The 15,878-nt window shown below is 55.7% G+C and carries 11 protein-coding genes; all 11 read left to right on the top strand.

Annotated features, from left to right (window positions below; all coding sequences use genetic code 11):
- Positions 1–50: 50 nt before the first annotated feature.
- Complete coding sequence (gene rpoB / locus RHM60_RS13425; RefSeq protein WP_057010369.1) at positions 51–4,124, top strand: DNA-directed RNA polymerase subunit beta; 4,074 nt, start codon at positions 51–53, stop codon at positions 4,122–4,124.
- A 64-nt stretch (positions 4,125–4,188) separates the two neighbouring features.
- Positions 4,189–8,388 carry a DNA-directed RNA polymerase subunit beta' gene (gene rpoC / locus RHM60_RS13420; protein WP_209985410.1) on the top strand — a complete coding sequence of 1,400 codons (4,200 nt, stop codon included), beginning with the start codon at positions 4,189–4,191 and terminating at the stop codon, positions 8,386–8,388.
- A gap of 216 nt (positions 8,389–8,604) precedes the next feature.
- Positions 8,605–8,976, top strand: a complete 372-nt coding sequence (gene rpsL / locus RHM60_RS13415; protein ID WP_002555494.1) for a 30S ribosomal protein S12 — start codon at positions 8,605–8,607, stop codon at positions 8,974–8,976.
- A gap of 118 nt (positions 8,977–9,094) precedes the next feature.
- Complete coding sequence (gene rpsG / locus RHM60_RS13410; protein ID WP_002555493.1) at positions 9,095–9,565, top strand: 30S ribosomal protein S7; 471 nt, start codon at positions 9,095–9,097, stop codon at positions 9,563–9,565.
- A 30-nt stretch (positions 9,566–9,595) separates the two neighbouring features.
- The gene (fusA, locus tag RHM60_RS13405) at positions 9,596–11,701 is read left to right on the top strand and encodes an elongation factor G (RefSeq protein ID WP_003232412.1); all 2,106 of its coding nucleotides are present in this window, start codon (positions 9,596–9,598) and stop codon (positions 11,699–11,701) included.
- Between the two features lie 30 nt (positions 11,702–11,731).
- Entirely contained in the window at positions 11,732–12,925 is a 1,194-nt protein-coding gene (tuf, locus tag RHM60_RS13400; protein ID WP_057010371.1) for an elongation factor Tu, read from the top strand.
- 159 nt (positions 12,926–13,084) lie between these two features.
- Positions 13,085–13,396 (top strand): 30S ribosomal protein S10, encoded by a 312-nt coding sequence (rpsJ, locus tag RHM60_RS13395; RefSeq protein ID WP_003232414.1) that lies wholly within the window; start codon positions 13,085–13,087, stop codon positions 13,394–13,396.
- 81 nt (positions 13,397–13,477) lie between these two features.
- Positions 13,478–14,113 (top strand): 50S ribosomal protein L3, encoded by a 636-nt coding sequence (rplC, locus tag RHM60_RS13390; protein ID WP_003194649.1) that lies wholly within the window; start codon positions 13,478–13,480, stop codon positions 14,111–14,113.
- Positions 14,114–14,125: 12 nt separating this feature from the next.
- Positions 14,126–14,728, top strand: coding sequence for a 50S ribosomal protein L4 (gene rplD / locus RHM60_RS13385; RefSeq protein ID WP_209985407.1), 603 nt, complete (start codon positions 14,126–14,128; stop codon positions 14,726–14,728).
- The gene (gene rplW, locus RHM60_RS13380; protein WP_002555488.1) at positions 14,725–15,024 is read left to right on the top strand and encodes a 50S ribosomal protein L23; all 300 of its coding nucleotides are present in this window, start codon (positions 14,725–14,727) and stop codon (positions 15,022–15,024) included. Before rplD ends, rplW begins: the two co-directional genes overlap by 4 nt.
- Before the next feature lie 14 nt (positions 15,025–15,038).
- Positions 15,039–15,863 (top strand): 50S ribosomal protein L2, encoded by an 825-nt coding sequence (gene rplB, locus RHM60_RS13375; protein ID WP_057010373.1) that lies wholly within the window; start codon positions 15,039–15,041, stop codon positions 15,861–15,863.
- Positions 15,864–15,878: the final 15 nt, after the last annotated feature.

Raw genomic sequence — 15,878 nt, 5'->3', positions numbered from 1 at the left:
GCTCCCGTCGGAGGGGCCAAACAAGCAGGTGACCAAGCTGGGGAACGCTGATGGCTTACTCATATACTGAGAAAAAACGTATCCGCAAGGACTTTAGCAAGTTGCCGGACGTCATGGATGTCCCGTACCTTCTGGCTATCCAGCTGGATTCGTATCGTGAATTCTTGCAGGCGGGAGCGACCAAAGATCAGTTCCGCGACGTGGGCCTGCATGCGGCCTTCAAATCCGTTTTCCCGATCATCAGCTACTCCGGCAATGCTGCGCTGGAGTACGTCGGTTATCGCCTGGGCGAACCGGCATTTGATGTCAAAGAATGCGTGTTGCGTGGCGTAACGTACGCCGTACCTTTGCGGGTAAAAGTCCGTCTGATCATTTTCGACAAAGAGTCGTCGAACAAAGCGATCAAGGACATCAAAGAGCAAGAAGTCTACATGGGCGAAATCCCATTGATGACCGAGAACGGTACCTTCGTTATCAACGGTACCGAGCGCGTAATCGTTTCCCAGCTGCACCGTTCCCCGGGCGTGTTCTTTGACCACGACCGCGGTAAGACGCACAGCTCCGGCAAACTCCTGTACTCCGCGCGGATCATTCCGTACCGCGGTTCGTGGTTGGACTTCGAGTTCGACCCGAAAGACTGCGTGTTCGTGCGTATCGACCGTCGTCGCAAGCTGCCGGCCTCGGTACTGCTGCGCGCGCTCGGCTACACCACCGAACAGGTACTGGACGCTTTCTATACCACCAACGTATTCAGCCTGAAGGATGAAACCCTCAGCCTGGAACTGGTGCCTTCGCGCCTGCGTGGTGAGATTGCCGTTCTGGATATCCAGGACGAGAAGGGCAAGGTCATTGTTGAGGCTGGCCGTCGTATTACTGCGCGCCACATCAACCAGATCGAAAAAGCCGGTATTACCTCGCTGGACGTGCCTCTTGACTACGTCCTGGGTCGCACTACCGCCAAGGTTATTGTTCACCCGGCTACAGGCGAAATCCTGGCCGAGTGCAACACCGAGCTGAACACCGAGATCCTGGCAAAAATCGCCAAGGCCCAGGTTGTTCGCATCGAGACCCTGTACACCAACGACATCGACTGCGGTCCTTTCGTCTCCGACACCCTGAAGATCGACTCCACCAGCAACCAATTGGAAGCGCTGGTCGAGATCTATCGCATGATGCGTCCTGGCGAGCCACCTACCAAAGACGCTGCCGAGACCCTGTTCAACAACCTGTTCTTCAGTCCTGAGCGCTATGACCTGTCTGCGGTCGGCCGGATGAAGTTCAACCGTCGTATCGGGCGTACCGAGATCGAAGGTTCGGGCGTGTTGTGCAAGGAAGACATCGTTGCCGTATTGAAGACCCTGGTCGACATCCGTAACGGCAAAGGCATTGTCGATGACATCGACCACCTGGGTAACCGTCGTGTTCGCTGTGTCGGCGAAATGGCCGAAAACCAGTTCCGCGTTGGCTTGGTACGTGTTGAGCGTGCGGTCAAAGAGCGTCTGTCGATGGCCGAAAGCGAAGGCCTGATGCCGCAAGACCTGATCAACGCCAAGCCAGTGGCTGCAGCGGTGAAAGAGTTCTTCGGTTCCAGCCAGCTCTCGCAGTTCATGGACCAGAACAACCCGCTTTCCGAGATCACCCACAAACGCCGTGTTTCTGCACTGGGCCCGGGCGGTCTGACCCGTGAGCGTGCAGGCTTTGAAGTGCGTGACGTTCACCCGACGCACTACGGTCGTGTTTGCCCGATCGAAACGCCGGAAGGCCCGAACATCGGTCTGATCAACTCGCTGGCCGCTTATGCGCGCACCAACCAGTACGGCTTCCTCGAGAGCCCGTACCGTGTGGTGAAAGACGCTCTGGTCACCGACGAGATCGTGTTCCTGTCCGCCATCGAAGAAGCTGATCACGTGATCGCTCAGGCTTCGGCCACGATGAACGACAAGAAAGTCCTGACCGACGAGCTGGTAGCGGTTCGTCACTTGAACGAGTTCACCGTTAAGGCGCCGGAAGACGTCACCTTGATGGACGTTTCGCCCAAGCAGGTAGTTTCTGTTGCAGCGTCGCTGATCCCGTTCCTGGAACACGATGACGCCAACCGTGCGTTGATGGGTTCCAACATGCAGCGTCAGGCTGTACCGACTCTGCGTGCTGACAAGCCGCTGGTAGGTACCGGCATGGAGCGTAACGTAGCGCGTGACTCCGGCGTTTGCGTCGTGGCTCGTCGTGGCGGCGTGATCGACTCTGTTGATGCCAGCCGTATCGTGGTTCGTGTTGCCGATGACGAAGTTGAAACTGGCGAAGCCGGTGTCGACATCTACAACCTGACCAAATACACCCGCTCGAACCAGAACACCTGCATCAACCAGCGTCCGCTGGTGCGCAAAGGTGATCGCGTTCAGCGCAGCGACATCATGGCCGACGGCCCGTCCACCGACATGGGTGAACTGGCACTGGGTCAGAACATGCGCATCGCGTTCATGGCATGGAACGGCTTCAACTTCGAAGACTCCATCTGCCTGTCCGAGCGTGTTGTTCAGGAAGACCGCTTCACCACGATCCACATTCAGGAACTGACCTGTGTGGCGCGTGACACCAAGCTTGGCCCAGAGGAAATCACTGCAGACATCCCGAACGTGGGTGAAGCTGCACTGAATAAACTGGACGAAGCCGGTATCGTTTACGTAGGTGCTGAAGTTGGCGCAGGCGACATTCTGGTGGGTAAGGTCACTCCGAAAGGCGAGACCCAACTGACACCGGAAGAGAAGCTGTTGCGTGCCATTTTCGGTGAAAAAGCCAGCGACGTTAAAGACACTTCCCTGCGTGTACCTACCGGTACCAAGGGCACCGTCATCGACGTACAGGTCTTCACCCGTGACGGCGTTGAGCGTGATGCTCGTGCACTGTCCATCGAGAAGACTCAACTCGACGAGATCCGCAAGGATCTGAACGAAGAGTTCCGTATCGTTGAAGGCGCGACTTTCGAACGTCTGCGTTCCGCTCTGGTAGGCCACAAGGCCGAAGGCGGCGCAGGTCTGAAGAAAGGTCAGGACATCACCGACGAAGTACTCGACGGTCTTGAGCACGGCCAGTGGTTCAAACTGCGCATGGCTGAAGATGCTCTGAACGAGCAGCTCGAGAAGGCCCAGGCCTACATCGTTGATCGTCGTCGTCTGCTGGACGACAAGTTCGAAGACAAGAAGCGCAAACTGCAGCAGGGCGATGACCTGGCTCCAGGCGTGCTGAAAATCGTCAAGGTTTACCTGGCAATCCGTCGCCGCATCCAGCCGGGCGACAAGATGGCTGGTCGTCACGGTAACAAGGGTGTGGTCTCCGTGATCATGCCGGTTGAAGACATGCCGCACGATGCCAATGGCACCCCGGTCGACGTCGTCCTCAACCCGTTGGGCGTACCTTCGCGTATGAACGTTGGTCAGATCCTTGAAACCCACCTGGGCCTCGCGGCCAAAGGTCTGGGCGAGAAGATCAACCGTATGATCGAAGAGCAGCGCAAGGTCGCAGACCTGCGCAAGTTCCTGCATGAGATCTACAACGAGATCGGCGGTCGCAACGAAGAGCTGGACACCTTCTCCGACCAGGAAATCCTGGATCTGGCGAAGAACCTGCGCGGCGGCGTTCCAATGGCTACCCCGGTGTTCGACGGTGCCAAGGAAAGCGAAATCAAGGCCATGCTGAAACTGGCTGACCTGCCGGAAAGCGGCCAGATGCAGCTATTCGACGGCCGTACCGGCAACAAGTTTGAGCGCCCGGTTACTGTTGGCTACATGTACATGCTGAAGCTGAACCACTTGGTAGACGATAAGATGCACGCTCGTTCTACCGGTTCTTACAGCCTGGTTACCCAGCAGCCGCTGGGTGGTAAGGCTCAGTTCGGTGGTCAGCGTTTCGGGGAGATGGAGGTCTGGGCACTGGAAGCATACGGTGCCGCATACACTCTGCAAGAAATGCTCACAGTGAAGTCGGACGATGTGAACGGTCGTACCAAGATGTACAAAAACATCGTGGACGGCGATCACCGTATGGAGCCGGGCATGCCCGAGTCTTTCAACGTGTTGATCAAAGAAATTCGTTCCCTCGGCATCGATATCGATCTGGAAACCGAATAACACGTGACGCGAATCGAGAGCGTGGCAGCGATGCCCGCTCTCTGCTCCGCCAGGAGGAAAGGCCTTGAAAGACCTACTGAATTTGCTGAAAAACCAGGGTCAAGTCGAAGAGTTCGACGCCATCCGTATTGGATTGGCATCGCCTGAGATGATCCGTTCGTGGTCGTTCGGTGAAGTTAAAAAGCCGGAAACCATCAACTACCGTACGTTCAAACCTGAGCGTGACGGCCTGTTCTGCGCCAAGATCTTTGGCCCGGTAAAGGATTACGAGTGCCTGTGCGGTAAGTACAAGCGCTTGAAGCACCGTGGTGTGATCTGCGAGAAGTGCGGCGTTGAAGTCGCGCTGGCCAAGGTTCGTCGTGAGCGCATGGCGCACATCGAACTGGCTTCGCCGGTTGCCCACATCTGGTTCCTGAAATCGCTGCCGTCCCGCATCGGCTTGCTGATGGACATGACCCTGCGTGATATCGAACGCGTTCTCTACTTCGAGAGCTATGTCGTTATCGATCCAGGCATGACCACCCTTGAAAAGGGTCAGCTGCTGAACGACGAGCAGTACTTCGAAGCGCTGGAAGAATTCGGTGACGATTTCGATGCCCGCATGGGTGCTGAAGCTGTCCGTGAACTGCTGCACGCTATCGACCTGGAACACGAGATTGGCCGTCTGCGTGAAGAGATTCCGCAAACCAACTCCGAAACCAAGATCAAGAAACTGTCCAAGCGTCTGAAGTTGATGGAAGCCTTCCAGGGTTCCGGCAACCTGCCAGAGTGGATGGTGCTGACCGTTCTGCCGGTTCTGCCGCCAGACCTGCGTCCGCTGGTACCGTTGGACGGTGGTCGCTTCGCGACGTCCGACCTCAACGACCTGTACCGTCGCGTGATCAACCGTAACAACCGCTTGAAGCGCCTGCTGGATCTGTCCGCTCCGGACATCATCGTGCGCAACGAAAAGCGTATGTTGCAGGAAGCCGTCGATGCGTTGCTCGACAACGGTCGTCGTGGCCGCGCTATCACCGGTTCGAACAAGCGTCCTTTGAAATCCCTGGCTGACATGATCAAGGGTAAGCAAGGTCGTTTCCGTCAGAACTTGCTCGGTAAGCGTGTTGACTACTCCGGTCGTTCGGTAATTACCGTAGGCCCGACCCTGCGTCTGCACCAGTGCGGTCTGCCCAAAAAGATGGCACTCGAGCTGTTCAAGCCATTCATCTTCGGCAAGCTGGAAATGCGCGGTCTTGCGACCACCATCAAAGCGGCCAAGAAGATGGTCGAGCGTGAACTGCCAGAGGTTTGGGACGTTCTCGCTGAAGTGATCCGCGAACACCCGGTTCTCCTCAACCGTGCACCGACCCTTCACCGTCTGGGTATCCAGGCGTTTGAACCGGTACTGATCGAAGGTAAGGCTATCCAGCTGCACCCTCTGGTCTGTGCTGCGTACAACGCCGACTTCGACGGCGACCAAATGGCCGTGCACGTACCGCTGACACTGGAAGCTCAGTTGGAAGCGCGTGCGTTGATGATGTCGACCAACAACATTCTGTCGCCAGCCAACGGTGAGCCAATCATCGTTCCGTCGCAGGACGTTGTATTGGGTCTGTATTACATGACCCGTGAAGCGATCAACGCCAAGGGCGAAGGTCGTGTCTTCGCGGACCTGCAGGAAGTTGACCGTGTGTTCCGTGCCGGCGAAGCCGCACTGCACGCCAAGGTCAAAGTGCGGATCCACGAAACCGTCAACGACCGTGACGGCGGCAGTGTGAGCAACGTGCGTATCGTCGACACCACTGTCGGCCGTGCGCTGTTGTATCAGGTTGTGCCAAAAGGTCTGTCGTACGACGTCGTCAACCTGCCGATGAAGAAAAAGGCGATCTCCAAGCTGATCAACCAGTGCTACCGCGTGGTTGGTCTGAAAGAGACCGTGATCTTCGCTGACCAGTTGATGTACACAGGTTTTGCTTATTCGACCATCTCCGGCGTTTCCATCGGTGTTAACGACTTCGTTATCCCGGATGAAAAAGCCCGCATCATCAGTGCCGCCACCGATGAAGTGAAAGAGATCGAAAGCCAGTACGCCTCCGGCCTGGTAACCCAGGGCGAGAAGTACAACAAGGTGATCGACCTTTGGTCCAAGGCCAACGACGAAGTGTCCAAGGCAATGATGGCCAACCTCTCGAAAGAGAAAGTCATCGACCGCCATGGCGACGAAGTTGACCAGGAGTCCTTCAACTCCATGTACATGATGGCCGACTCGGGCGCACGGGGTTCTGCTGCGCAGATCCGTCAGCTCGCCGGTATGCGTGGCCTGATGGCCAAGCCGGACGGTTCCATCATTGAAACGCCGATTACTGCGAACTTCCGTGAAGGTTTGAGCGTACTTCAGTACTTCATCTCCACTCACGGTGCTCGTAAAGGTTTGGCGGATACCGCGTTGAAGACGGCTAACTCCGGTTACCTGACTCGTCGTCTGGTAGACGTTGCACAGGATCTGGTTGTTACCGAGATCGACTGCGGCACCGAACACGGCTTGCTGATGACGCCGCACATTGAAGGCGGCGACGTTGTAGAGCCGCTGGGTGAGCGCGTACTGGGTCGAGTCATTGCCCGTGACGTGTTCAAGCCGGGTACCGAGGAAGTTATCGTTCCTGCTGGCACCCTGGTTGACGAGAAGTGGGTCGAGTTCATCGAGCTCAACAGCATCGACGAAGTGATCGTTCGCTCGCCGATCAGCTGCGAAACCCGCTACGGCATTTGCGCCAAGTGCTACGGCCGTGATTTGGCTCGTGGTCACCAGGTGAACATCGGTGAAGCGGTCGGCGTTATCGCTGCCCAGTCCATCGGTGAGCCGGGTACCCAGCTGACCATGCGTACGTTCCACATCGGTGGTGCGGCAAGCCGGACCTCCGCAGCCGACAGCGTTCAGGTGAAGAATGGCGGTACTGTCCGTCTGCACAACTTGAAACACGTTGAACGAGTGGATGGCCACCTGGTTGCTGTGTCCCGTTCCGGTGAGCTGGCAATCGCTGATGACTACGGTCGTGAGCGTGAGCGTTACAAGCTGCCGTACGGTGCTGTGATTTCGGTTAAAGAAGGTGACAAGGTAGACGCTGGCGCAATCGTGGCCAAGTGGGATCCGCACACTCACCCAATCGTTACCGAAATGAAAGGTACCGTGACCTACGTGGGCATGGAAGAAGGCATCACGATCAAGCGTCAGACCGACGAATTGACCGGTATGACCAACATTGAAGTACTCGATGCGAAAGATCGTCCAGCTGCCGGTAAAGACATCCGTCCTGCCGTGAAGATGGTCGACGACAACGGCAAGGACTTGTTGCTGCCAGGCACTGACGTAATCGCTCAGTACTTCCTGCCAGCCAACGCCCTGGTCGGTGTGGCGGATGGTGCGAAGATCGCGATCGGTGATGTTATCGCGCGTATCCCGCAGGAAACTTCGAAGACCCGCGACATCACCGGTGGTCTGCCGCGTGTTGCCGACTTGTTCGAAGCGCGTCGTCCGAAGGAAGCGTCGATTCTGGCTGAAGTCAGCGGCACCATCGCGTTCGGTAAAGAGACCAAGGGCAAACGCCGTCTGGTCATTACCCCGAACGACGGTACCGATCCGTACGAAGAGCTGATTCCGAAGTGGCGTCACCTGAACGTCTTCGAAGGCGAACAGGTAAACCGCGGCGAAGTTATCTCCGACGGCCCGAGCGATCCACACGACATCCTGCGTCTGCTGGGTGTGAGTGCGCTGGCCAAGTACATCGTCAACGAGATCCAGGACGTTTACCGCCTGCAGGGCGTGAAGATCAACGACAAGCACATCGAGACCATCCTGCGTCAGATGCTGCGTAAAGTTGAAATCGCTGAATCCGGCGATTCCAGTTTCATCAAGGGCGACCAGATGGAACTGACTCACGTACTGGTAGAGAACGAGCGTCTGGGCGCGGATGACAAGTTTGTCTCCAAGTTCACTCGCGTGCTGCTGGGTATCACCAAGGCGTCGTTGTCCACTGAATCGTTCATCTCGGCGGCCTCCTTCCAGGAGACCACTCGCGTACTGACCGAAGCAGCGGTAACCGGCAAGCGCGATTACCTGCGTGGCCTGAAAGAAAACGTGGTCGTGGGTCGTCTGATCCCGGCTGGTACCGGTTTGGCTTACCACAGCGAGCGCAAGCGCCGCCGTGATGCTGACAAGCCGCTGCGCGTAAGCGCCAGTGAAGTGGAAGCTGCACTGACCGAAGCGCTGAACTCAAGCGGTAACTGAGTTCTGCGATAGATGAGACTGGGCCCTGGCAGCCCCATTCGTCGGATCGAGGCATTTATGCCCCAATTCGACGGGCGGGGAGGTCGGGGCCTTGCCTTGACTGGGGGCAAGATCCTCTTTAGACTCTTGTACCCCTAAATTTGGCGGGAATTCGTTCCTGCCATTTTGCTTTTCTTGCAAGACAATAGCGTCGCAAGACAACAGTGGAGCTAGTAGATGGCAACTATCAACCAGCTGGTACGTCAGCCGCGTAAGCGTATCGTCGAGAAATCCGACGTGCCTGCGCTGCAGAACTGCCCGCAACGTCGTGGCGTATGCACCCGTGTGTATACCACCACGCCGAAAAAACCTAACTCGGCACTGCGTAAAGTATGCCGTGTGCGCCTGACCAACGGTTTCGAGGTTTCCTCGTACATCGGCGGTGAAGGTCACAACCTGCAAGAGCACAGCGTGGTACTGATCCGCGGCGGTCGTGTAAAAGACTTGCCAGGTGTTCGTTACCACACCGTACGCGGCTCCCTGGATACTTCCGGCGTTAAAGGCCGTAACCAGGGTCGTTCGAAGTACGGTACCAAGAAGCCTAAGTAGTAGTCGCTTCTTGTAAAACTGAATCATCTTATTTTCTGAGTCGATAAGAGTAAGGTCGGAGGCGCCCCGAAAGGGCACTGATTCCGAACGAACCTGAAGACCGTTTGAGGGCTTATCCATGCCAAGAAGACGCGTAGCAGCCAAGCGCGAAGTGCTTGACGATCCAAAATACGGAAGCCAAATTCTGGCCAAGTTCATGAACCACGTAATGGAAAGCGGTAAAAAAGCCGTTGCCGAGCGTATCGTTTATGGCGCGCTGGAAAAGGTTAAAGAACGAAAGAACAGCGATCCCCTGGAAATCTTCGAGAAAGCTCTCGACGCCATCGCTCCGCTGGTCGAAGTGAAGTCGCGCCGTGTAGGCGGTGCTACTTACCAGGTTCCGGTCGAAGTTCGTCCGTCCCGTCGTAACGCCCTGGCAATGCGCTGGTTGGTAGACTTCGCCCGCAAGCGCGGCGAGAAGTCTATGGCTCTGCGTTTGGCCGGCGAGCTGTTGGACGCTGCTGAAGGTAAAGGTGCTGCTGTTAAGAAGCGTGAAGACGTGCACCGTATGGCTGAAGCCAACAAAGCTTTCTCGCACTACCGCTTCTAATCTTAGCTTCACTAATTTTGCGAGGGCTTTATGGCTCGTACTACACCGATTAGCCGTTACCGTAACATCGGTATCGTCGCTCACGTGGATGCTGGTAAAACCACCACCACCGAGCGCGTGCTGTTTTACACCGGCAAAAGTCACAAAATGGGCGAGGTGCATGACGGCGCCGCGACCACAGACTGGATGGTTCAGGAGCAGGAGCGTGGTATTACCATTACTTCTGCTGCTATTACCGCCTTCTGGAAAGGTTCCGAGAAGCAGTACAAAGATGAGCACCGCTTCAACGTAATCGATACCCCGGGCCACGTAGACTTCACCATTGAAGTTGAGCGTTCCCTGCGTGTACTCGACGGCGCTGTTGTTGTGTTCTGCGGTACCTCGGGTGTTGAGCCGCAGTCGGAAACCGTATGGCGTCAAGCCAACAAATACGGCGTTCCACGTCTTGTTTATGTAAACAAGATGGACCGTGCTGGTGCCAACTTCCTGCGCGTGATCGGTCAGATCAAGCAGCGTCTGGGTCACACTCCGGTGCCAATCCAGTTGGCTATCGGTTCCGAAGACAACTTCCAGGGCCAGATCGATCTGCTGACCATGGAAGCTGTTTACTGGAACGATGCTGACAAGGGTATGGTTCCTGTTCGTAAGCCTATCCCTGCTGATATGCAGGAGCTGGCTGACGAGTGGCGCAACAACATGGTTGAGGCTGCTGCCGAAGCCAATGAAGAGCTGATGAACAAGTACCTCGAAGGTGAAGAACTCACCAACGTGGAAATCAAGGCCGCTCTGCGTCAGCGTACTATCGCTGGCGAAATCGTCCTGGCTGTTTGCGGTTCTTCGTTCAAGAACAAGGGCGTTCCCCTGGTTCTCGATGCTGTGATCGACTACCTGCCGGCCCCGGTTGATATTCCAGCCATCAAGGGTACCGACCCGGATGACGAGACTATCGAGCTGGAGCGTCATGCAGACGACGCAGAACCGTTCTCCGCTCTGGCATTTAAAATTGCCACTGACCCATTCGTGGGTACCTTGACCTTCGTCCGTGTTTACTCGGGCGTGTTGAACTCCGGCGACGGCGTGATCAACTCGGTTAAAGGCAAGAAAGAGCGCGTGGGTCGTATGGTGCAAATGCACGCAAACGCCCGTGAAGAGATCAAGGAAGTACGCGCTGGTGACATCGCGGCCCTGATCGGCATGAAGGACGTCACCACTGGTGAAACCTTGTGCAACGCTGATAAGCCAATCATCCTCGTTCGCATGGACTTCCCGGAGCCGGTTATTTCGGTTGCCGTAGAGCCCAAGACCAAGGATGACCAGGAAAAAATGGGTATCGCTCTGGGCAAGCTTGCTCAGGAAGATCCATCTTTCCGCGTCAAGACTGATGAAGAGACTGGTCAAACGATCATCTCCGGCATGGGCGAGCTTCACCTGGACATCCTGGTTGACCGGATGCGCCGTGAATTCAACGTCGAAGCCAACATCGGTAAGCCTCAGGTTTCCTATCGTGAGCGCATCACGAAGAACTGTGAAATCGAAGGCAAGTTCGTTCGTCAGTCCGGCGGTCGTGGTCAGTTCGGTCACTGCTGGATCCGTTTTGCTCCTGCTGACGAAGGTCAGGAAGGTCTGCAATTCGTGAACGAAGTAGTGGGTGGTGTGGTTCCTAAGGAATACATCCCTGCTATCCAGAAGGGTATCGAAGAGCAGATGAAGAACGGTGTTGTTGCCGGCTATCCGCTGATCGGCCTGAAAGCAACCGTTTTTGACGGTTCTTACCACGACGTCGACTCCAACGAGATGGCGTTCAAGGTGGCTGCTTCCATGGCAACCAAGCAACTGGCCCAGAAGGGCGGTGGTGAGTTGCTTGAGCCAATCATGGCGGTAGAAGTTGTTACACCTGAAGACTATATGGGTGATGTCATGGGCGACCTTAACCGTCGTCGCGGCATGATCTTGGGTATGGAAGACACGGTTTCCGGCAAAGTGATTCGCGCCGAGGTTCCGTTGGGTGAGATGTTCGGTTATGCGACCGACGTTCGCTCCATGTCCCAGGGTCGCGCAAGCTACTCTATGGAATTCAAAAAATACAACACAGCTCCGGCGCACATCGCTGAAACTGTATCCAAAAAACAAGGCTGATTCAGTCCTTTAGGCAAGGAGTTAATTGTCGTGGCTAAAGAAAAATTTGATCGTTCCCTACCGCACGTCAACGTTGGCACTATCGGTCACGTTGACCACGGTAAAACCACTCTGACCGCAGCTCTGACTCGCGTCTGCTCCGAAGTTTTCGGTTCCGCAGTCGTTGATTTCGATAAAATCGACAGCGCTCCAGAAGAAAAAGCTCGTGGTATCACCATCAACACCGCGCACGTAGAGTACAACTCTTCGATTCGTCACTACGCTCACGTTGACTGCCCAGGTCACGCTGACTATGTGAAGAACATGATCACCGGTGCTGCCCAGATGGACGGCGCAATCCTGGTTTGCTCGGCCGCTGATGGTCCGATGCCACAAACCCGTGAGCACATCCTGCTGTCCCGTCAGGTAGGCGTTCCGTACATCGTGGTTTTCCTGAACAAGGCTGACCTGGTAGACGACGCTGAGCTGCTGGAACTGGTTGAGATGGAAGTGCGCGATCTGCTGAGCACTTACGACTTCCCAGGCGACGACACTCCGATCATCATCGGTTCCGCTCGTATGGCTCTGGAAGGCAAAGACGACAACGAAATGGGCACTACCGCTGTTAAGAAGCTGGTAGAGACTCTGGACAGCTACATCCCAGAACCAGTTCGTCTGACCGACAAGCCGTTCCTGATGCCAATCGAAGACGTATTCTCGATCTCCGGTCGCGGTACTGTTGTGACTGGTCGTATCGAGCGCGGTATCGTTCGCGTTCAGGATGCACTGGAAATCGTTGGTCTGCGTGACACCACCAACACCGTCTGCACAGGTGTTGAAATGTTCCGCAAGCTGCTCGACGAAGGTCGTGCTGGCGAGAACTGCGGCGTTCTGCTGCGTGGTACCAAGCGTGACGACGTTGAGCGTGGCCAGGTTCTGGTTAAGCCAGGTTCGGTCAAGCCGCACACCAAGTTCACCGCAGAAGTTTATGTTCTGAGCAAGGAAGAAGGCGGTCGTCACACTCCGTTCTTCAAAGGCTACCGTCCACAGTTCTACTTCCGTACTACTGACGTGACTGGTAACTGCCAGCTGCCAGAAGGCGTTGAAATGGTAATGCCAGGCGATAACATCCAAATGGAAGTTACCCTGATCAAGACCATCGCAATGGAAGACGGTCTGCGCTTCGCGATTCGTGAAGGCGGCCGTACTGTTGGTGCTGGTGTTGTAGCTAAAATCATCGAGTAAGCATCTCTTCTGAGATAGCTTCGGATGTTTGAGAAGGCCCCCGCTCAGCGGGGGCCTTTTTTATTGAGTTGACACCTATCTGGAGCGTCTATAGAATTGCGCCTCCTTTTAACGGGCGTATTGCGCTCGCTGGGAAAAGCAGCCGGAGTCTGAAATCCAATGCAAAATCAGAAAATTCGTATCAGGTTGAAGGCTTTCGACCATCGCCTGATCGACCAATCCACCCAGGAAATCGTGGAAACCGCGAAACGTACTGGGGCTCAGGTGCGTGGTCCTATCCCACTGCCTACTCGTAAAGAGCGGTTCACCGTTCTGGTCTCTCCGCACGTCAACAAAGACGCGCGCGACCAGTACGAGATCCGTACTCATAAGCGCGTACTGGACATCGTCCAGCCAACGGATAAAACCGTTGATGCGCTTATGAAGCTAGATCTGGCAGCCGGTGTGGAAGTACAGATCAGCCTCGGCTAAGACTTGGGTCTTAGTCGTGTAACGCTCTGAAATGGGCGGCCATAGCGGGTGAAAGCCCCGTACACTCATGAGGTTTACAACATGACTATTGGTGTAGTCGGTCGTAAATGCGGTATGACCCGTATTTTCACCGAAGAAGGTGTCTCCATTCCGGTCACGGTCATTGAGATCGAGCCGAATCGCGTCACCCAGTTCAAAACTGAAGAAACCGATGGCTATCGTGCAGTGCAAGTCACTGTCGGCGAGCGTCGCGCTTCGCGTGTGACTGCTGCTCAAGCAGGTCACTTCGCTAAAGCAAACGTTGCAGCTGGTCGTACTGTCATGGAGTTCCGTCTTGAAGACGGCGACTACCAGGCTGGCGATCTGATCAACGCTGAAATCTTCGCCGCTGGTCAACTGGTTGATGTAACCGGTCAGTCCAAGGGTAAAGGCTTCCAGGGTACGATCAAGCGTTGGAATTTCCGTGGTCAAGACAACACTCACGGTAACTCCGTTTCCCACCGCGTCCCGGGCTCTATTGGCCAGTGCCAGACTCCTGGTCGTGTATTCAAGGGCAAAAAAATGTCCGGTCATATGGGCGCTGAGCGCGTGACCGTGCAGTCCCTCGAAGTAGTGCGCGTCGACGCTGAACGCAATCTGTTGTTGGTCAAGGGTGCTGTTCCTGGCGCTACTGGCGGCAACCTGGTTGTACGTCCAGCGGCCAAGGCTCGCGGTTAAGGGGAAGCTGACATGCAATTAAATGTAAATGACGCTCAAGCGATCGAAGTTTCCGAACTGACATTTGGCGGCGAATTCAACGAGACGCTGGTTCACCAAGCAGTCGTGGCCTACATGGCCGGCGGCCGTCAAGGTAGCAAGCAGCAAAAGACCCGTTCCGACGTACGTGGTGGCGGTAAGCGCCCTTGGCGTCAGAAAGGCACTGGCCGTGCTCGTGCCGGTACTATCCGTAGCCCAATCTGGCGTGGCGGTGGTACCACTTTCGCAGCACGTCCACAGGATCACTCTCAGAAGCTCAACAAGAAGATGTACCGCGCAGCTCTGCGCTCCATCCTTGCTGAACTCGTGCGTACTGATCGTCTGGTCGTGGTTCAGGACTTCGTTGTTGAAAGTCCAAAAACCAAAGATCTTCTGGGCAAACTGAACAACATGAGCCTGACCGACGTTTTGATCGTGTCTGAAGCTGTTGATCAGAACCTGTACCTGGCTGCTCGCAACCTGCCACACGTTGATGTACGTGATGTGCAAGGTTCCGATCCAGTTAGTCTGATCGCATACGACAAGGTGTTGATCACCGTGTCGGCCGTGAAGAAATTCGAGGAGCTGCTGGGATGAACCAGGAACGCGTATTTAAAGTTCTGCTTGGCCCGCACGTTTCCGAAAAGGCTACGGTTCTGGCTGACAAGAAAGGCCAGTTCGTTTTCAAGGTTGCAACTGACGCAACCAAGCTGGAAATCAAGAAGGCCGTCGAAAGCCTGTTCAGCGTGAAAGTAGAGCGTGTTACTACCCTGAATGTTCTGGGTAAGAGCAAGCGCACTGCTCGCGGTCTGGGCAAGCGTAATGACTGGAAGAAGGCAGTTATCTCCCTTCAGCCAGGCCAAGATCTCGATTTCAGCAGCAGTGCTGAGTAAGGAAGGGGTGCATCATGGCAATCGTTAAATGCAAACCGACTTCCCCTGGCCGCCGTTTCGTGGTCAAGGTGGTCAACCAGGAGCTGCATAAAGGCGCTCCTCACGCACCGCTGCTCGAGAAGAAATCGAAGACTGGTGGTCGTAACAACAATGGTCGCATTACCACTCGTCACATCGGTGGTGGCCATAAGCAGCATTATCGTATGGTCGATTTCCGTCGCAACGACAAAGATGGCATCTCTGCCACTGTCGAGCGCATTGAATACGATCCAAACCGTACTGCTCACATCGCTCTGCTGTTGTACGCAGATGGCGAGCGTCGCTACATCATCGCGCCTAAAGGCGTGAGTGCTGGCGACCAGCTGATCGCAGGTGCCCTGGCACCGATCAAGCCGGGCAACGCTCTGCAACTGCGTAACATTCCAGTTGGTAGCACCGTACACGGCATCGAATTGAAGCCAGGTAAAGGCGCGCAAATCGCTCGTTCCGCTGGTGCTTCGGCTCAGCTGATCGCTCGTGAAGGTGTCTACGTGACCCTGCGTCTGCGTTCTGGTGAGATGCGTAAAGTATTGGCTGAATGCCGTGCGACCCTGGGCGAAGTCTCGAACTCCGAGCACAGCCTGCGTTCGTTGGGTAAAGCCGGTGCCAAACGCTGGCGTGGCGTTCGCCCAACCGTTCGTGGTGTTGCCATGAACCCGGTTGACCACCCACACGGTGGTGGTGAAGGTCGTACCTCTGGTGGTCGTCATCCGGTATCGCCATGGGGCTTCCCGACTAAGGGCGCGAAGACTCGTGGTAATAAGCGTACCGACAAAATGATCGTCCGTCGTCGCAAGTAAATAGAGGGATACGAC

Source organism: Pseudomonas sp. MH9.3 (genome assembly GCF_034354675.1).
GTDB lineage: Bacteria > Pseudomonadota > Gammaproteobacteria > Pseudomonadales > Pseudomonadaceae > Aquipseudomonas.
This window is presented reverse-complemented; position numbering and strand designations above follow the sequence as displayed.

Coding starts and splice junctions, on each gene's coding strand:
- rplB (WP_057010373.1), top strand. CDS start 15,039: ATGGCAATCGTTAAATGCAAACCGACTTCCCCTGGCCGCCGTTTCGTG.
- rplC (WP_003194649.1), top strand. CDS start 13,478: ATGACTATTGGTGTAGTCGGTCGTAAATGCGGTATGACCCGTATTTTC.
- rpsG (WP_002555493.1), top strand. CDS start 9,095: ATGCCAAGAAGACGCGTAGCAGCCAAGCGCGAAGTGCTTGACGATCCA.
- rpsJ (WP_003232414.1), top strand. CDS start 13,085: ATGCAAAATCAGAAAATTCGTATCAGGTTGAAGGCTTTCGACCATCGC.
- rpoB (WP_057010369.1), top strand. CDS start 51: ATGGCTTACTCATATACTGAGAAAAAACGTATCCGCAAGGACTTTAGC.
- rpsL (WP_002555494.1), top strand. CDS start 8,605: ATGGCAACTATCAACCAGCTGGTACGTCAGCCGCGTAAGCGTATCGTC.
- rplD (WP_209985407.1), top strand. CDS start 14,126: ATGCAATTAAATGTAAATGACGCTCAAGCGATCGAAGTTTCCGAACTG.
- rplW (WP_002555488.1), top strand. CDS start 14,725: ATGAACCAGGAACGCGTATTTAAAGTTCTGCTTGGCCCGCACGTTTCC.
- fusA (WP_003232412.1), top strand. CDS start 9,596: ATGGCTCGTACTACACCGATTAGCCGTTACCGTAACATCGGTATCGTC.